Annotated in this window: 12 protein-coding genes and 1 pseudogene; 5 read left to right on the top strand and 8 right to left on the bottom strand. The window is 67.4% G+C overall.

Features of this window, described 5'->3' with window-relative positions:
* Window positions 1-101 precede the first annotated feature (101 nt).
* A pseudogene (locus ON20_RS13465) lies at window positions 102-1236 on the top strand (acyl-CoA dehydrogenase family protein); the annotation flags it as partial.
* 458 nt (window positions 1237-1694) lie between these two features.
* On the opposite strand, the gene ON20_RS13460 reads toward ON20_RS13465, so the two are convergent.
* The 4 genes from ON20_RS13460 to cobG all read right to left on the bottom strand — a co-directional run bounded on the left by ON20_RS13460 (window position 1695) and on the right by cobG (window position 6641).
* The gene (locus ON20_RS13460) at window positions 1695-2639 is read right to left on the bottom strand and encodes an alpha/beta hydrolase (RefSeq protein ID WP_245547221.1); all 945 of its coding nucleotides are present in this window, start codon (window positions 2637-2639) and stop codon (window positions 1695-1697) included.
* 297 nt (window positions 2640-2936) lie between these two features.
* A complete protein-coding gene (locus ON20_RS13455; RefSeq protein ID WP_245547220.1) occupies window positions 2937-3431 on the bottom strand; it encodes a GNAT family N-acetyltransferase in 495 nt (164 codons plus the stop codon).
* Window positions 3432-3875: 444 nt separating this feature from the next.
* On the bottom strand, window positions 3876-4523 hold the full coding sequence (locus ON20_RS33100) for an alpha/beta fold hydrolase (RefSeq protein WP_368853931.1): 648 nt from the start codon (window positions 4521-4523) through the stop codon (window positions 3876-3878).
* A gap of 903 nt (window positions 4524-5426) precedes the next feature.
* Entirely contained in the window at window positions 5427-6641 is a 1215-nt protein-coding gene (cobG, locus tag ON20_RS13445) for a precorrin-3B synthase (protein WP_040835727.1), read from the bottom strand.
* Between the two features lie 259 nt (window positions 6642-6900).
* Here cobG and ON20_RS13440 point away from each other — a divergent pair, with 259 nt between their 5' ends.
* Window positions 6901-7281: a DUF7144 family membrane protein gene (locus tag ON20_RS13440; protein WP_040835848.1), complete on the top strand. Its 381-nt coding sequence runs from the start codon at window positions 6901-6903 to the stop codon at window positions 7279-7281.
* Window positions 7282-7307: 26 nt separating this feature from the next.
* Here ON20_RS13440 and ON20_RS13435 read toward each other — a convergent pair whose 3' ends face one another.
* Window positions 7308-7832, bottom strand: a complete 525-nt coding sequence (locus ON20_RS13435; protein ID WP_245547219.1) for a MarR family winged helix-turn-helix transcriptional regulator — start codon at window positions 7830-7832, stop codon at window positions 7308-7310.
* A 79-nt stretch (window positions 7833-7911) separates the two neighbouring features.
* Here ON20_RS13435 and ON20_RS13430 point away from each other — a divergent pair, with 79 nt between their 5' ends.
* Window positions 7912-8328, top strand: coding sequence for a MarR family winged helix-turn-helix transcriptional regulator (locus ON20_RS13430; protein WP_218002513.1), 417 nt, complete (start codon window positions 7912-7914; stop codon window positions 8326-8328).
* Between the two features lie 170 nt (window positions 8329-8498).
* Here the strand turns inward: ON20_RS13430 and ON20_RS36375 are convergent, their stop codons facing one another.
* Together ON20_RS36375 and ON20_RS13420 are read right to left on the bottom strand one after the other, a co-directional pair.
* On the bottom strand, window positions 8499-8684 hold the full coding sequence (locus ON20_RS36375; protein WP_157228830.1) for a PIN domain-containing protein: 186 nt from the start codon (window positions 8682-8684) through the stop codon (window positions 8499-8501).
* A 77-nt stretch (window positions 8685-8761) separates the two neighbouring features.
* Window positions 8762-9259, bottom strand: a complete 498-nt coding sequence (locus tag ON20_RS13420) for a DUF1942 domain-containing protein (RefSeq protein WP_040835723.1) — start codon at window positions 9257-9259, stop codon at window positions 8762-8764.
* Window positions 9260-9588: 329 nt separating this feature from the next.
* On the opposite strand from ON20_RS13420, the gene ON20_RS13415 reads away from it, so the two are divergent.
* On the top strand, window positions 9589-11241 hold the full coding sequence (locus tag ON20_RS13415; protein WP_040835720.1) for a serine/threonine-protein kinase: 1653 nt from the start codon (window positions 9589-9591) through the stop codon (window positions 11239-11241).
* A gap of 16 nt (window positions 11242-11257) precedes the next feature.
* Here the strand turns inward: ON20_RS13415 and ON20_RS13410 are convergent, their stop codons facing one another.
* The gene (locus ON20_RS13410) at window positions 11258-11659 is read right to left on the bottom strand and encodes a PaaI family thioesterase (RefSeq protein ID WP_040835718.1); all 402 of its coding nucleotides are present in this window, start codon (window positions 11657-11659) and stop codon (window positions 11258-11260) included.
* A gap of 463 nt (window positions 11660-12122) precedes the next feature.
* On the opposite strand from ON20_RS13410, the gene cobN reads away from it, so the two are divergent.
* A complete protein-coding gene (cobN, locus tag ON20_RS13405) occupies window positions 12123-15737 on the top strand; it encodes a cobaltochelatase subunit CobN (protein ID WP_040835716.1) in 3615 nt (1204 codons plus the stop codon).
* The last annotated feature ends 29 nt before the right edge of the window (window positions 15738-15766 follow it).

The following is a 15766-nucleotide window of genomic DNA, read 5'->3' as shown; positions in this document are numbered from 1 at the left end:
GCGCGGCGGCGCAATGTTGTCTTCGCGGCCGCCGTGGACGGCGGTGAAACACGCCGGCTGGTGGCCACGATCGTGCCGCCCGCGGTCGAACCATTGCGGTCGACTGGGAACGCGGCGGGCTCCCGAGCCGGGATTGGGAGGAACTGCTCGCCGAATCCCGCCGCCGCCGGCCGCTACCGCTACGCCTTCCCCGCCGAGTACGGCGGCCGTGACGGCACCAACCTCGGTATGGCCGTGATCCGCGAACACCTGGCTCGCCGCGGCCTCGGTCCGCACTGCGATCTGCAGAACGAACACGCCATCGTCGCCAACAACGTCGGCCTGCTGCCGATGCTCGAATACGGATCCGAGGCGCAGCGGGCCCAGCGGGTGGACGGCCTGGCCGAGGGCACCAAATTCTTCGCGTTCGGCATCACCGAACCCGAGCACGGCTCCGACGCCACCCCTATGGAGACCACCGCCGTCCGCGACGGCGACGAATGGGTGATCAACGGTTGCAAAACCTGGAACACCGGCGTCCATATCGCCGACGCCGACCTGATCTTCGCCCGCACCTCCGGCGATACCGGCGCCGGCGCCGGTATCGCCGCGTTCCTGGTCCCCACCGCCGCCCCGGGCTTCACGGTCGAGGAATACCTGTGGACCTTCAATATGCCCACCGACCACGCCCGCGTCTCGCTCACCGATGTGCGGGTGCCGTCATCGGCGGTCTTCGGCGAGGAGGGCCGCGGCTTGGCCGTCATCCAGCGTTTCTTCAACGAGAACCGCATCCGCCAGGCCGCGTCCAGCCTCGGTGCCGCCCAGCACTGTGTCGACCGGGCCGTCGCCTACGCCAAGGAACGCAAACCCTTCGGCAAACCGCCGGCCGCCAACCAGGCGATCCAGTTCCCGCTGGTGGAACTGCACACCCAGTGCGAGATGCTGCGCGCGTTGATCCACAAAACCGCCTGGTCGATGGACGCCTACGGCACCTTCGCCGTCTCGGAACAGGTGTCGATGTGCAATTACCGGGCCAACCGGCCATGCTGTGAGACCGCCGACCGGGCCATGCAGGTACACGGCGGGCTCGGCTACTTTCGGTACAAGCCGTTCGAACACATCTACCGACATCACCGCCGCTACCGCATCACCGAGGGCGCGGAGGAGATCCAGATGCGCCGGGTCGCCGGGTATCTGTTCGGGTTCATGGACCGGGCCGTGGTCAAGGGAGTCGGATCGACGGACGCACCGCGCTGACCGCACCCACCGGCCATTCCGGGCCGAAGATATCGGCTGCCCCGTACATCTGTGGTACGGCGGACACGACAACAACCCCACCCACTCGCCCGATCACGGGCGCACTCCGGCCGACCGGATCCCGAACGCCATGCGTCACTATCTGCCCGACGCCGGTGGCGCGTTGCTGTGGACGCATGCGGGAGAGATCCTGGGCGAGCTTCTTGCGTGAGGATCCGCCACCGCTCACGAGCGTGCCACTCGGCAGGTCACCGCAGCCACATCCAGCGGACTGTCCGGCCGCTGGGTACCGCCGGTTCGGAGCGTGACCGCGGAAATCCGCAGGTGCCGTCGGGCGGGGCTACAGGCCCTGCCCGACGGCACCCCATATGGCGATCCGTTTCCCGCATGGTTGGTCTCGACGACATGGCCCGAGCACGGTACGCCATGCGCCGCGTACGCAGGGTTCGTGGGTCGGGTCAGCGCACGCCGAGCGCGTCGAGGATCATCGGACGTGCCGTCGCGAGCGCTTGTGCCCAGTAGGGCCACGTGTGCGTTCCGCTGACGATATCGATGCGAGCGGAAATTCCCGCCGCCGCGATCCGGTCGCGGAACATCTGGGCCGCGGCCATCGCCACCGTCTCCAGACCCATCGCGTTCACGGTGTTACCGACACCGTAGGGCACGTCGAGCGGGCCGGGCGCGCCATTGCCCGACCAGAGGTATATCGGCAGCCCGCGCAGCGATTCGGCCTGCACGGTGGCATCGTTGCGGCTCCAAGCGGGGTCGTCGATAGGGCCCCACATATCGGCGAGGTTGAAGTTGCCCTCGTCCCACATGGCCGCGCGCATCGCTTCGTTCCAGAGCGGGAATGTGGGGTGGAGGAAACCCGAGAAGGATCCGGCGAATTTGAACTGGTCGCGATGGTGGGCGGCCAGTACCAGCGCGGCGTTTCCGCCCATCGAGGGGCCGACGATGGCGTTGTTGGTGCGCGATACTCCGTAGCGTGCCAGAAAGGCGGGGAGTTCCCGGGTCAGGAATGTCTCCCATTTGTAGGCCTTCGCCTGGCCGTTGGTGCTACTCGGCCGGTACCAGTCGGTGTAGAAGCTCGAGCGGCCGCCCACCGGGAACACCAAGGTGACGTCGTCTCCCACGAACTGGCGCAGTGCATCGGTATCGGTGGTCCACTGATTGTGGTCGTCCGGCGCCCGCAGACCGTCGAGCAGATAGAGCGCGGCGCTCCCACCGCGAGCCGCCCATTGCACCTGAACCTTGATGGGTCCCATGCTGGACGGCACGAAGAGGTCTTGGGTGCCGCCGGCCGGTGCGCGTAGGTGTGCACCCTGGATCGGTGCGGCGGGGGCGACGGCCGCGACGATCGACGATATGAGCACAGCTGCCGCGACGACGGTGAGGGCCTTCACCGGCCAATCGCGGATCCTCCGACGGTTCCCCGCTCGCTCTGCTCCACCCACCCGTATACCTCCCGCCTTCGTACCTGTGACCGGTCGAAGAGATCCGAATCCTTCTGCCGCGCAATACTGCCGCCTCGACGCTCGAAGTCGGGCGGACCGCCGTGCGGTACCGCGATCGCTTCTCGGGTCGTGGACACCGCGACCACCGCGCACCAAGCCGGAGTAACTGTATACGAGCCGGGGCGGGATTCGTATCACCGCGTGTGGGACACGCGGATTCGGCGCGGGTGCCGCGGTCGTGGACGCTCACAAGTCGATGCGCATGCACACCCGAGGCCATCGGTCCAATCCGCGCGCGGCCTCCGCGGAGCGGATCTCGCGCAGACCCGGTGTCTCCTCCGACGGGGGCAGAGAGCGGAATCCGAGCTTCTCGTAGTAGGGCCCATTCCAGGGGACCTCGGTGAACGTGGTCAGGGTCAGGGCCGGGAACGCGGTGGTGCGCGCCCAGGACATCACCCGCACGATGAGGGCCTGTCCGATTCGGTTGCCCGCGTGATCCGGATGCACCGAAACCTGTTCCAGGTGCGCATTGCCGTCCACCACGCCCGCCAGCGCGAACGCGATCGGGGAATCCGATTCGTCGACATACACCCAGGCCCGGCCGTGCGAATGGAACTCGGAGAACACCTCCGGTGAAGGCGGTTCGTCCTCGGCGACCTCCGTCATGCCGATCTCGGCGAACCATCTCCCGGCGGCGTGTTCGATATCCCGCAGCACGGGGAGGTCGGCTTTCGATGTCATACGGATCACGCGGGGATCTTCCCGCTGCCGACCCATGATGCCAACCGATTTTCGGACCGGACGGGTGGCACCGGTCGCCGAGGACAGGGCAGGCGAGGTTCGCCGGTGCGCTGCTCGAGGGGGGAGATGCCGAAAAGGGACGGGCCGATCTCTCGAACAGGGCCGGGTCATGTGGTGCCGGGCGCGGCGAGAGAGGTCCATTGTTCGAGTGTGGTGGGGATGGGTGCCCCGGGTGGATGGCCGGGGGCGGGGTGGTCGGGAAAAGCGCCATATCCTCTTTCCCGGACAGCCATGCGTACGTACCGGGTTTGATTTCCATGGCACCGAAATGGCCTACCTCCCCTCCGTGAACCGTATACAGTCGACACTGCTCCGGGGGAAGTAGCGCGGCGAGTCCTTGGGCATGCCCAGGGGGCGTAAATCCGTCTCCGCTCACGCTCCAGATCAGAGTCGGGCACTTGATGTCACCGACATCGAACTCCCAAGGCTGCTCGCCCAGTATCCGATGCATATCGCCGTTCCAGCCTGCCGTACCGTTCCGCAAACCTTCGCCATGCATTTCTTGGAGAAGTCCGTAATTTTTTCTATTATTGCCAGGTTCTTATCGCTCAAATCATTGCGCGAAATACCGATGATCGCCAGCGGATCGTTGGAGTCCTGGAAACTCGCGAGTCGCTTCGTACTCAGTTCTTCGAATGACAAATCCGTATCGTCCTGCTGGGACATGTTCGCACGGAACCGCGCTTTCATTACCTCAGGGGGAGCGAAGGGGACGAGAAGTCCGAGTTTGGTGACCTGATCCGGCAGCCCGGCCGCCGCTGCCGCCGCATAGGGAGTTCCGCCGGATCGGCCGACAATGGCGAATTTCTCGATTTCGAAGTGGTCAGCGATCGCCTTGACATGTTCGGCGGCATCGGTGAACTTCATATCGTAGTACTCCGAGCCACCGTAGCCCGGGCGGTCGAACGTGATCAGTCGTATCCCGAGGGCCTCGAGCAATTCGGGTGGAGCGGTATCCACGCGACTGCCCGGCATTCCATGGAATTGGAATACCGGAAACCCGTCTGCCGGCCCTTCGACACGGCCCTGCAGTCGACATCCATTGGAGAGAGTGACGACGAAATCTCCGGGATGCTCTCCCCTCCTCGCGTTCCGTCATAGGGCGGGCCACCGCCGGAAGTATCGTTACCGTATGGGGGGGTGTTGCCGCCGGTTGTTTTATCGTGGAAACGCTGCCCTTACCGGCCGAATGAGCCGGGGTGGTCGCATCCAAAGCGGTCAGTTTCACATGGTTCACATAGGACAGGTGGTCGTTGCGGCTGTGCGCGGCGAGCGCACGCCGCGTAAGGTCCGTGATGGTCCCGTACTCGTGTGAGTGCAGGGTCGTGATCTTCCTCGCGATCCCCGTCAGTCCGTCGAGGATGGGTGCGCGCAGTTCGTCGAAGACAGCTACGCGCGGCACGTACAGACCTCCCCCGAACACGGCTTCGGCTCGATTACATGAGCTGTTGCCGGCCTGCGGCCGCCTCCGAACGGGTCAGAGTCGAGACAAGTCATGTCCCACCTCGCTTCTCGCCGGTCATCGATCCCGTCCGGCCGGTATCGGTAACCCCGGCCATCGGCGAGTAGGTCGACCGGTGGTCACCACCATGCGGACGGATGCGATAACGACCGACCCCGCCACCGTACTGTCTCAGCGTGTAGCGAACAGGCCGAACGCAGCCGGGTCGGCGCCGCGGAGCCCGGTGGCCGCCGGTTGTGGTCCACATCGAGGGCGCTGTCGGCAGGTGTGGAGATGGGTGCCCGGTCAGGCCATCCGGGCCGAGGTCGGGGAACGTCCGCGGTTGCTGCAGCAGGCTGTCGAAGAGCATCCGCGGCACCACAGACCGACCTCCCTGGATCATCCGGGTAAAGCCGGTGTCAATCGTAGCGAGAAGATCGGCTTCCGACCTCGAAAGCGGCATGCTTGCCGCGCAACGTCGTCCATTGAAAATCTCAGGGGGCAGGGTCATTCCGATATGCTCGGGCGGCGGGGACGACCCGGTAGCCGTCGGACCCGGCGGTGACTTCTGTGACCGGGCCCGAGGGACGTCCACAGCGACGGTCGCAGCCGGACCAGTGCTGGCGCCCGGAAGTGGTGATCCGGTGGGGGGGAACCACTGTGTCCGTCGCCGGCGAATCCACGGTATTCGAAGCGGTTCGGCCGGATTCGACGGCGGCGGCGGCATCGGCGCGGACATCGGTATGGGAATTCGCGCAGCCGGGAAGACCGGCGCAGGCGGTGACGTCGAGCCACGGTGAGGCGGCGTCGAAGACCAGACCCATGGGGGCCAGCACCCGAACCACCTGCTCGGCGGGCCATTCCTCGAGATCGGTGATGACGAGACCACGCCACGGGGTGATCAGCACCGGGCGTTCGATCGCGGCGACGAATTCGGCCGTACGGGCGGGAAGGGAACCCAGGCGCACACCGGCGCCCAAGGCGACCAGGCCGTTGTCCTGGGGGAGCCATCCGACCAGGGGTTCGGTTCGCGTGGTGGGCTCGATGCGGTCCGGTCCGGGGGACAGGCCGAGCAGGTCGACCAGGCGCTCGGCGCCGTTGTCGACCTCGTGTAGCCGCCACTGCCCGCTGCCCAGCTCGAGGAAACCGTGTGCCGCGGCCAGCAGCACCTCGACGGTATCGCCCATCGACACCCGGACCCCGCTGTCCCGTCCGGCCAGCAGCAGCGCGAACTCGTCGCTTCCGACGGCGTGGGCACCGATATCCGGGCGCAGCCCGCTGACATCGCCGCGGCCGTCGTCGAGGGCGAACAACACCCGGCCCGGTAGTTCGGCCAGCCGGGGCGACGCGAGCAGACCGGCGTCCAATGCCGGGACCAGAGCCTGTACGTCGGCGACCCCGCCGAGGCGCCCTGCCAGGGGGGAGGCCACGATATTGCGTACGCGCTCGTGCGTCCGGCTCGGCAACAGCCCGACTCCCGCCAACAGGTCGGTGAGCGCCCCGGCGTCCCGCACCTGCCGCAGTTGCACATTGCCGCGCGAGGTGAGCTCGATATTTCCCTCTCCCAGGTCACGCGCCGCCTCTGCCAGGGCCTGTATCTGTTCGGGGGCCAGCCGTCCACCGGGTAGCCGAATTCGTGCCAGCGGACCGTCGGCGGCGTCGTGCAGCCGCAGGACGCCGGGGCAGGAATCGGGTTTCGTGCGCGCCATGACCCATCCAGGATACGAGGCCGCCGGCCGCGCACCCGTCGCGCCTCTTCCCGGGACGATATCACGCAGCTATCGTTGAACTGGTACTTCGCTGATCGAGACGACGGATCCGTCGACAATCGAGCGCACCGTCGGCGCAGTTCGCCGCCCCACCGCATGTGGAGGAGAACCGATCGTGACCACTGAATCCACGCATCAGAGTCCGGAACGACCCACGACCAGCGGCACCCACACCACCCCACGATCCGGCCCGAGTCCCATGCGGCAGGGTCTGGTCGTCGGCGGCGCCATCGCGGCCGCCGCCCTATTGCTGACCGCAGGAGTCATCAACCTCTTCCAGGGGATTTCCGCCGTCGCCGAGGACAATATCTTCGTCGTCGGCCCCCAGTACACCTACGACTTGGATCTCACCGGCTGGGGTTGGATCCACATCGTGGTCGGCGTTCTGCTGATTCTCACCGCACTGGCGCTCATGACCGGAGCGACCTGGGCGCGGGTCACGGCGATCGCGCTGGCCTGCCTGTCGATCATCGCGAATTTCCTGTGGATCCCGTACTACCCGCTGTGGTCCATCCTGATCATCGCCCTCGACGTGGTGGTGATATGGGCGATCGCCACGTGGATCCCGGAGCGGGCATGACGCTTTTCGGATCGTCGTAGTACCGCTCAGACCACCGCACGCTCGAGGTTGTCGATGATCCGCTGCATCGTGTCCATCATCAGGGCGTAGTCCTCGTCGGTGACATCGACGACGGCCAGTTCTCGGAGTCGCCCCACGGTGTCGGCGGCGTCGGCGTGAGCCGTGCGGCCGGATGCGGTGAGCGCGAACCGGCCGCCGTCGGTGCGCTCCACCCAGCCGCGTTCGATCAACGTATCCGCTACGTCGTCCAGGTTCTCCCGGTCCACCTCCCAGAAGGGCCGCAGGGCGTCCAGGAGTTCGGCTGTCGTGGTGGGCTTGCGGCTGATCGTGTGCAGGGTCTGCCACTCGCGGCGGGTGAGTCCGGCTTCGCCGAGGAGACGGCCGAAGGTGGCGTTGAACAGTTGGTCGAGGCGTTTTACCTGGTATCCGATGAGGCGGTTCTCACCGGTATCGGCAGCGGGTGGGGTACGGGCGGTGTTGCCGGCGGACGAGCCGCAGGCGGTTAGCGGGAGCGCGAGCGCGAGTGCGGCGACGAGGAGGAATTTCTTCACGAGCAGCCTTTCCCAACTGGATGTTGTTGAGCATTTAGTTGCTCAACAACATTTATATGCGGAGTTATAGCATGGCTGCGTGAACGATGTCGAGCGAATCGAACGGGCGATGGTGGCGATCCGGCGCAGGCAGACCCGTCGCGTGCTCGCCGGGGAGGGGGAGCCCGTCGGACAGGCATTCGATGTGCTGGACGTGATCGAGGGATCGTCGGAACCGACGACCGTGTCGGCCGTGGCGGAAGCGCTCTCGGTCGACCAGCCCAGGGCGAGCAAGCTGGTGGCGGCGGCGGTCGCGCAAGGATTGATTCGGCGTCTCGCCGACCAGGAGGACGGGCGGCGGTCGGTGCTGGTGTTGACCGAGCCAGGGCTCGAGGTGCTCGCCGCGGCCCATGCGCGGCGTCGAGCCGCGTTCGATGCGGCGATGGCCGGGTGGGCCGAGCACGAGCGGGCCGAATTCGCTCGGCTGCTCGCTCGTTTCGTCGCCGGGATGTCGTGAATTCGTTCGCGTCCCGCGGCTTATCGTCCGCCCGGATGGCTATGCCTCGATGATCCCTATTCCCGGGTCGCGCAGGGAACGGGTCCCCGGAATCGGGGACGAGATGGTGGCCCGCGGCCTCGGTGATGTGGGCGGGGGCCTCCTGCGCCCGGATTGCCTCGGCGAGGTCTTCATGCGTGGTCCGGCAATACGCGGAAGGCCGGGTATTCGGCCAGGGGGTGCAGCGCGCGGAAACCGCGCCGGTCGAGCGTCGGTATGGCGTCCGTATCGAGAACATCCGCCAAGGTCACACACATGGCGTCGACGAGTTCGAGATTCAGTTCCGTTCGGCGAGGAGACCAACGACTTCCGCGCACCCCGGCTCGTCCATGGGAGCCGGGGTGCGCGGGCGAGCCGAACGCTTACCGCCGATGGCCAACAGCGGCCGGGCGGATCAGAGGGTCCAGGTGCCCTGGATGTCGTCCTCGACGGGCGCGTAGACGATCTCCTTCGGCGCCTGGTTCGGCTGGAGTTCGAACGCAACGAGCCCGGTCCGTGACTCGCCGGGTTCCAGGGGACCGGCCATCAGTCCGCCGGGCACTTCCTCGAGGGGAGCGATCATCTCACCGTCCCTCGTCACCAGGTACATGTCGAGGTCCGGAGAGAGGGACGGGTTGCCGGCCATCTGCTGGATGGTCACCTCGTGGACGAGCACCGTGTCGTCGGCCTCCCGAGGCGCCACGGCCGTATCGGAGGGACGGATGACAACGGCCATATCACCGTTGTTGCTGACCTGGATCGCGGTCCCCAGCGGGCCTGACCTGACCGTCGGATCCACGGCGGCGGGTGCGGCGGGCGGGGCCGGTTCGGGGGGAGCCGGTTGAGCGTCGGCCTGGTTGGCCAAGAAGGCCATCAGCGTGAATGTCAGAGCGGCGACGATCGTTTTCTTCATGAAAACCTCCGGGGTCGTCTGTCACGCGAGTGGGATCAGGGCCTGTGAAACAGGATCGGCGGCCCATGGTCGGTTCAGCGGGATAGTGCTTCCCGGTCGATCGAGCAACGCTCGTCAAGACTATGGCCCACCGCGTGCGCTGCTAACCCTCCGGCGCCAGTCCTTGTGAATCTGTGATCTTCGATCTTGCTGTTATCGTTCGATGGTCGGCACCGGTTCTCGACGGTGCGGGGCATCGAGCACGTCGAGAGTCGGCGGTCGTACAGCACGATGATGGATGCGGAGCCGGCCTCGGCCCGTTGCTGTCATGCGAAGGGAGCGGCCGCGAGATGCAACCTCTCGGTACGCACGATCCGACGCGGATCGGGGACTATCGGCTGCTCGGTGTGCTCGGCGCGGGCGGTATGGGGCGGGTGTATCTCGGGCGGAACTCGGGCGGGCGCACCGTCGCGGTCAAGGTCATCCGCCCGGACATGATCGACGCCGAATTCCGCGAGCGCTTCCGGCGCGAGGTCGCCGCGGCGCGTCGCGTCGACGGACGGTTCACCGCGCCGGTACTCGATGCCGACGTGGACGCCGATCCGCCCTGGGTGGCCACGGGGTATGTCGCGGGCTCCTCGCTCGCCGAGGTGGTCGAGCGCTACGGTGCACTCGGCGAGGACTCGCTGCTCGTGCTCGCGCACGGGTTGCTGGAGGCGTTGGCGGCGGTGCATCGGAGCGGGGTGGTGCACCGCGACCTCAAACCGTCCAATGTGTTGTTGGCGTTCGACGGCCCCAAGGTGATCGACTTCGGGATCGCCCGCGCCGTGGAGGACAGCAAGCTCACCACCACCGGAAAGGTCATCGGCTCACCGGGATTCATGTGCCCGGAGCAGGTGACCGGTGATCCGGTGGGCCCGGCCGCGGATATCTTCGCATTCGGCGGTGTGCTCGTATTCGCGGCAACCGGGTGCGGGCCGTTCGGTGTCGGCGACGGGGTGCAGATGCTGTGGCGCGTAGTGTACGAGGACCCGCGGCTCGGGGACCTGCCGGAACGGCTGCGTCCGTTGATCGCGGCCTGCCTGAGCAAGGACCCCGCCGGCCGTCCGACCACCGACCTACTGCTCGCCGACCTGACCGCCATCGGGATCCCCGACCGCGTCGGGTGGCTGCCCGGGCCGGTGGTGGAGGTAGTGAGCAGACGCGCCGTCGAACTGCTCCAGTTGGAATCGGGCCCGATCGCACCGGCGCGGACCGCGACCGGCCTCTCGGCCCCGGCGCGCACCGCGGAAACGGGCCACTCGACCCCGCCGCCGTACGCCGGGATCACCGACCCGGAACGGTTGGCTTCGACCCAGGTATGGCAGCCGGCCCCACCTCAGGGGTCTGCCCCGTTCGCGGAGCAACCGTTTCGACAGCCGTCGCTCGGGAAACCGCCTCCATGGCGTTCGCCCGACGCTCCCGTATCTTCTCCACGTCGCCGCGCCCGGGCCGCGTTGATCGTGGGTGCCGTCATGGTCGGTGTGGCGGTCGCCGTCACCACTTTCATGGTCGGGGCCCGGCTGCGCGACGATAATCCGAGCGATACGGCCACGGGCAGCAGTTCCGCGGCGATCGAATCGACGGGCGCGGCCACCCCGGCGGTCGGCGACACCTCCGTCACGGCCGTGCCGAAACCTTTTGTCGGCGAATGGAAAGGGGCCGGCAGAGACGGTCTGGTGGCATTCGACATCGTCCTCACCATTCGGGACGGCGGCATCGGCGAGGAAGTGGCGCAATCCTCGAACACCGGCAAGGTGTCCGGCAGTCGCTGCGAGCGCACCGAAACCCTCACCGGTGCCACCGAAACCGAGTTGACCTTCGTGGCACGGCTTTCCGGCGGCGCGGCCGACTGTATGGACGACGGTGCCGCCTCGACGGTCCGGCTACTGCCGGACGGGTCGCTGTCCTACCGCACCCCCGGGATGATCGGCGCCATCGAAGGGGTACTGCGCAGGAGTTGATACCCCGGTCGGCGGATCAGCGAACCGCTTGGGTCTGGGTCACCTTCGCGACGAGTTCGCCCGCATCGTCACGGACTTCGGTCTCCACGACGATGAACGACCGCCCCGTGTGGATGGGTCGCGACAATGCGACCGCATGGCCCGAGCGGATGGCGCGCAGGAAGTTCGTCTTCGACTCCACGGTGGTCGTTCCCTGCGCCCCCTCCGGCAGATTGAGGAACGCGCATACCGCGCCGGTGGAATCCGCCAATGCCATCAACACTCCGCCGTGCATCACCCCACCGAGGGTGCACAGGGATTCGTCCCAGGCGAGCCGGCTGCGTACCAGTGTGGGGCCGTGTTCGAGCACCTCGACACCGAGTCGCTCGGTGAACGGCATGGACTGGTGGAATAGCTTCGTACCCACGTCGTCGGTCATGACCACAAGCAAACCCGGAACGGGCGGACGAGACAAATACCCGCTCGTCGACTGCCGCGCTCCAGGACGGTACGGCGCCGCGACCGGATACGGCCGGGTTCCGGGGCAGACGACAGTGTGGGCCGTCCGTGCTCGTCCCGGACCACCACCGAGGGGTGGGCGGTGTCGAGCCGTTTCCGGCGGCGATGGGGTGAACGAGCGCCATGGCATAGGCGGTGAACGGGGAGCCGTCGGCGCATGTATATGCGGTTTCCGCTGGTAAAGGGCATACCGGCCAGGGGCGGGCGCGGCGGGACACCAACCGGAGCGCGGCCCCCGGCCGGGGTCGCGGTAGCATCCGAACGCTCGGCGGGTGACGAGGAAACCGGTGGAACTCCGGTGCGGTCGCGCCACTGAAAAAGCCAGACCCTCTCCGGCGAGCAGATAACCCCGATGGGCGCGTCACCCGAGGAAGGTCACCGTTGTGATTCTGTTGCTGTCCACCTCCGATACCGACCTGCTGAGCGCGCGCGCCAGTGGGGCCGACTACCGGTGGGGCAATCCGGCCCGACTCCTGGTGGAGGATCTGCCGGAACTGCTCGACGGTGCCGACCTGGTGATCGTGCGTATTCTCGGTGGGAAACGGGCCTGGGAGGACGGGCTGGCCGCGCTGCGTGACAGCGGGGTGCCTATGGTGGCGCTCGGCGGGGAGATGGCGCCCGACGCCGAACTGATGGAATGCTCCACCGTGCCGGCGGGTGTGGCGGCGGGCGCGCACAACTATCTCGCCGCGGGCGGTCCGCAGAACCTGCGGCAGTTGCACAATTTCCTCTCCGATACGGTGCTGCTCACCGGGCACGGATTCGAGCCGCCGGTACAGCTGCCCGCCTGGGGGGAGTTGGAGCGGGACGCGACCGAGGTGGACGGGCCGACGGTCGCGGTCGTCTACTACCGGGCCCAGCATCTGGCGGGCAACACCGCGTATGTGGACGCCCTGTGCACGGCGATCGAACGGGCGGGTGGGCGGGCGATGCCGCTGTACTGCGCCTCGCTGCGCACCGCCGAACCGGAACTGCTGGACCGGCTGCGCACCGCCGACGCCCTGGTGGTCACCGTGCTCGCGGCCGGCGGGACGAAACCGGCGACCGCCGCGGCCGGCGGTGACGACGAGGCCTGGGATGTGGGGGCGCTGGCGGCGCTGGATGTGCCGATTCTGCAGGGGCTGTGCCTCACCTCGGGGCGGGCACAGTGGGAGGCCAACGATGACGGGCTGTCCCCCCTGGATGTCGCCACCCAGGTGGCGGTGCCCGAGTTCGACGGGCGGATCATCACGGTGCCGTTCTCGTTCAAGGAGTTCGACGCCGACGGTCTGTCCAGTTATGTTCCCGACCCCGAGCGGGCCGCCCGAGTGGCCGGTATCGCGGTTCGATACGCCCGGCTGCGGTATATCCCGGCCGCGGACAAACGGCTCGCGATTGTGCTGTCGGCCTATCCGACCAAACACGCCCGGATCGGCAACGCGGTCGGTCTGGACACTCCGGCCAGCGCCATCCGCCTGCTCACCGCGCTGCGGGAGGCCGGGTACGACCTCGGCGGGCCGGGTGAGGTTCCCGGCCTCGACGAGGCCGACGGTGATGCCCTCATCCACGCCCTGATCGCGGCCGGCGGCCAGGACCCTGACTGGCTCAGCGCCGAGCAGTTGGAGGGCAATCCGATCCGCATCGCCGCCGCCGCCTATTCGTCCTGGTTCGACACCCTGCCCGACGAACTGCGCGAGGCGGTGATCGAGGCCTGGGGTCCGCCGCCGGGGGAACTGTTCGTCGACCACTCCTCCGACCCGGACGGTGAAATCGTCATCGCCGCCCTGCGTTTCGGCAATATCGTGCTGATGGTGCAGCCGCCGCGGGGTTTCGGGGAGAACCCGGTCGCCATTTACCACGACCCGGACCTGCCGCCCAGCCACCACTATCTGGCCGCCTACCGCTGGCTGGCAGCGCCCGCCGGCTTCGCCGCCGACGCCATGATCCACCTGGGCAAACACGGAAACCTGGAATGGTTGCCCGGGAAAACCCTCGGCATGTCCGCCGCCTGCGGCACCGACGCCGCCCTGGGCGATCTGCCGCTGATCTATCCGTTCCTGGTGAACGACCCCGGCGAAGGCACCCAGGCCAAACGCCGCGCCCACGCCACCCTGGTCGACCATCTCATCCCGCCCATGGCACGGGCCGAAAGCTACGGCGATATCGCCCGGCTCGAGCAGTTGCTCGACGAGCACGCCAATATCTCCGCCCTCGATCCGGCGAAACTGCCCGCCATCCGGCAGCAGATCTGGACCTTGATGCGGGCCGCGAAAATGGATCACGACCTGGGCCTCGACGAGCGTCCGGACGAGGATTCGTTCGACGATATGCTGCTGCACGTCGACGGCTGGCTGTGCGAGGTCAAGGATGTGCAGATCCGTGACGGACTGCACATTCTCGGGCAGGCGCCCGTCGGCGCGGGCGAGGTGGACCTGGTGCTGGCCATGCTGCGCGCCCGGCAGCTGTGGGGCGGCGAATACGCGGTGGCGGGTCTGCGGGAAGCGCTGGGACTCGACGAATCCGGCACCGAGGCCCGTGAGCGGGTCGATTCCGTCGAATCCCGGGCCCGGGAACTGCTGGTCGAACTGCAGGCGGCGGACTGGTCCCCGCAGGCCGTCGACGGTCTGGTCGACCGGCATGCCGACCGACTGTTCGAGGCCGGGGCCGGCGGTGACCGTGACTCGGTCGCAGCGGTGTTGCGCTTCGCCGCGACCGAGGTGGTGCCCCGGCTGCGCGGAACCGGCGTGGAGATCGAACGGGTACTGCACGCCCTCGCCGGCGGTTTCATTCCGGCCGGCCCGAGCGGTTCGCCGCTGCGCGGGCTGGTCAATGTGCTGCCTACCGGCCGCAATTTCTATTCCGTGGACCCGAAGGCGGTGCCGTCGCGGCTGGCCTGGGAAACCGGCCAGGCCATGGCGGATTCCCTGCTGGAACGGTATCTCGCCGACCACGGTGAATACCCGCGCTCGGTGGGTCTTTCGGTATGGGGAACCTCCGCCATGCGTACCGCCGGCGACGATATCGCCGAGGTGTTGGCCCTGCTGGGGGTGCGCCCGGTATGGGACGAGGCCAGCCGCCGCGTCACCACCCTCGAGGTGGTCTCCCCGACGGAGTTGGGGCGTCCCCGTATCGATGTCACGGTGCGCATCAGCGGTTTCTTCCGGGACGCCTTTCCTCATGTGCTCGCCCTGCTCGACGACGCGGTGCGGCTCGTCGCCGGACTGGACGAGAACGACGAATCGAATTACGTTCGGGCGCATACCCGCGCCGATCTCGCCGCACACGGCGACGAACGTCGCGCGACCACCCGTATCTTCGGCTCCAAACCCGGCACCTACGGCGCGGGCCTGCTGCAGCTCATCGACTCCAAGAGCTGGCGCAGCGACGACGATCTGGCCCAGGTGTACACCACCTGGGGCGGCTACGCCTACGGCCGCGGTCTCGACGGTGCCCCCGCGGCCGATGATATGCGCACCGCATATCGTCGGATCGCGGTGGCCGCCAAGAACACCGACACCCGCGAACACGATATCGCCGACTCCGACGACTATTTCCAATACCACGGCGGAATGGTCGCCACCGTCCGCGCGCTCACCGGCAAGAACCCCGAGGCGTATATCGGCGACAGCACCCGACCCGATTCGGTGCGCACCCGCACCCTGTCAGAGGAGACCGCCCGTGTCTTCCGCGCCCGAGTGGTGAATCCGCGCTGGCTCGAGGCCATGCGCCGGCACGGCTACAAGGGTGCCTTCGAGATGGCCGCCACCGTCGACTATCTGTTCGGCTACGACGCGACAACCGATGTGGTCGCCGACTGGATGTACGAGAAGCTCGCCGACAGCTATGTGTTCGACGAGGTCAACCGCAAGTTCATGACCCAGTCCAATCCGTGGGCGCTGCACGGTATCGCCGAACGCCTGCTGGAGGCCGCCGAACGCAAGATGTGGGCCGAGCCCGAACAGCAGACCCTGGACCGGCTCCGCCAGGTCTATCTCGAGACCGAGGGGGAGCTCGAATAGGAACCGAACCGGCGCCGAGAGCAGGGGCG

Origin of the sequence: Nocardia brevicatena NBRC 12119 (assembly GCF_000308495.1) — a bacterium.
In the GTDB taxonomy this organism is placed as follows: domain Bacteria; phylum Actinomycetota; class Actinomycetes; order Mycobacteriales; family Mycobacteriaceae; genus Nocardia; species Nocardia brevicatena.
Note: the sequence above shows the minus strand (reverse complement) of the source record. Positions and strands in the feature narration are given on the sequence as shown.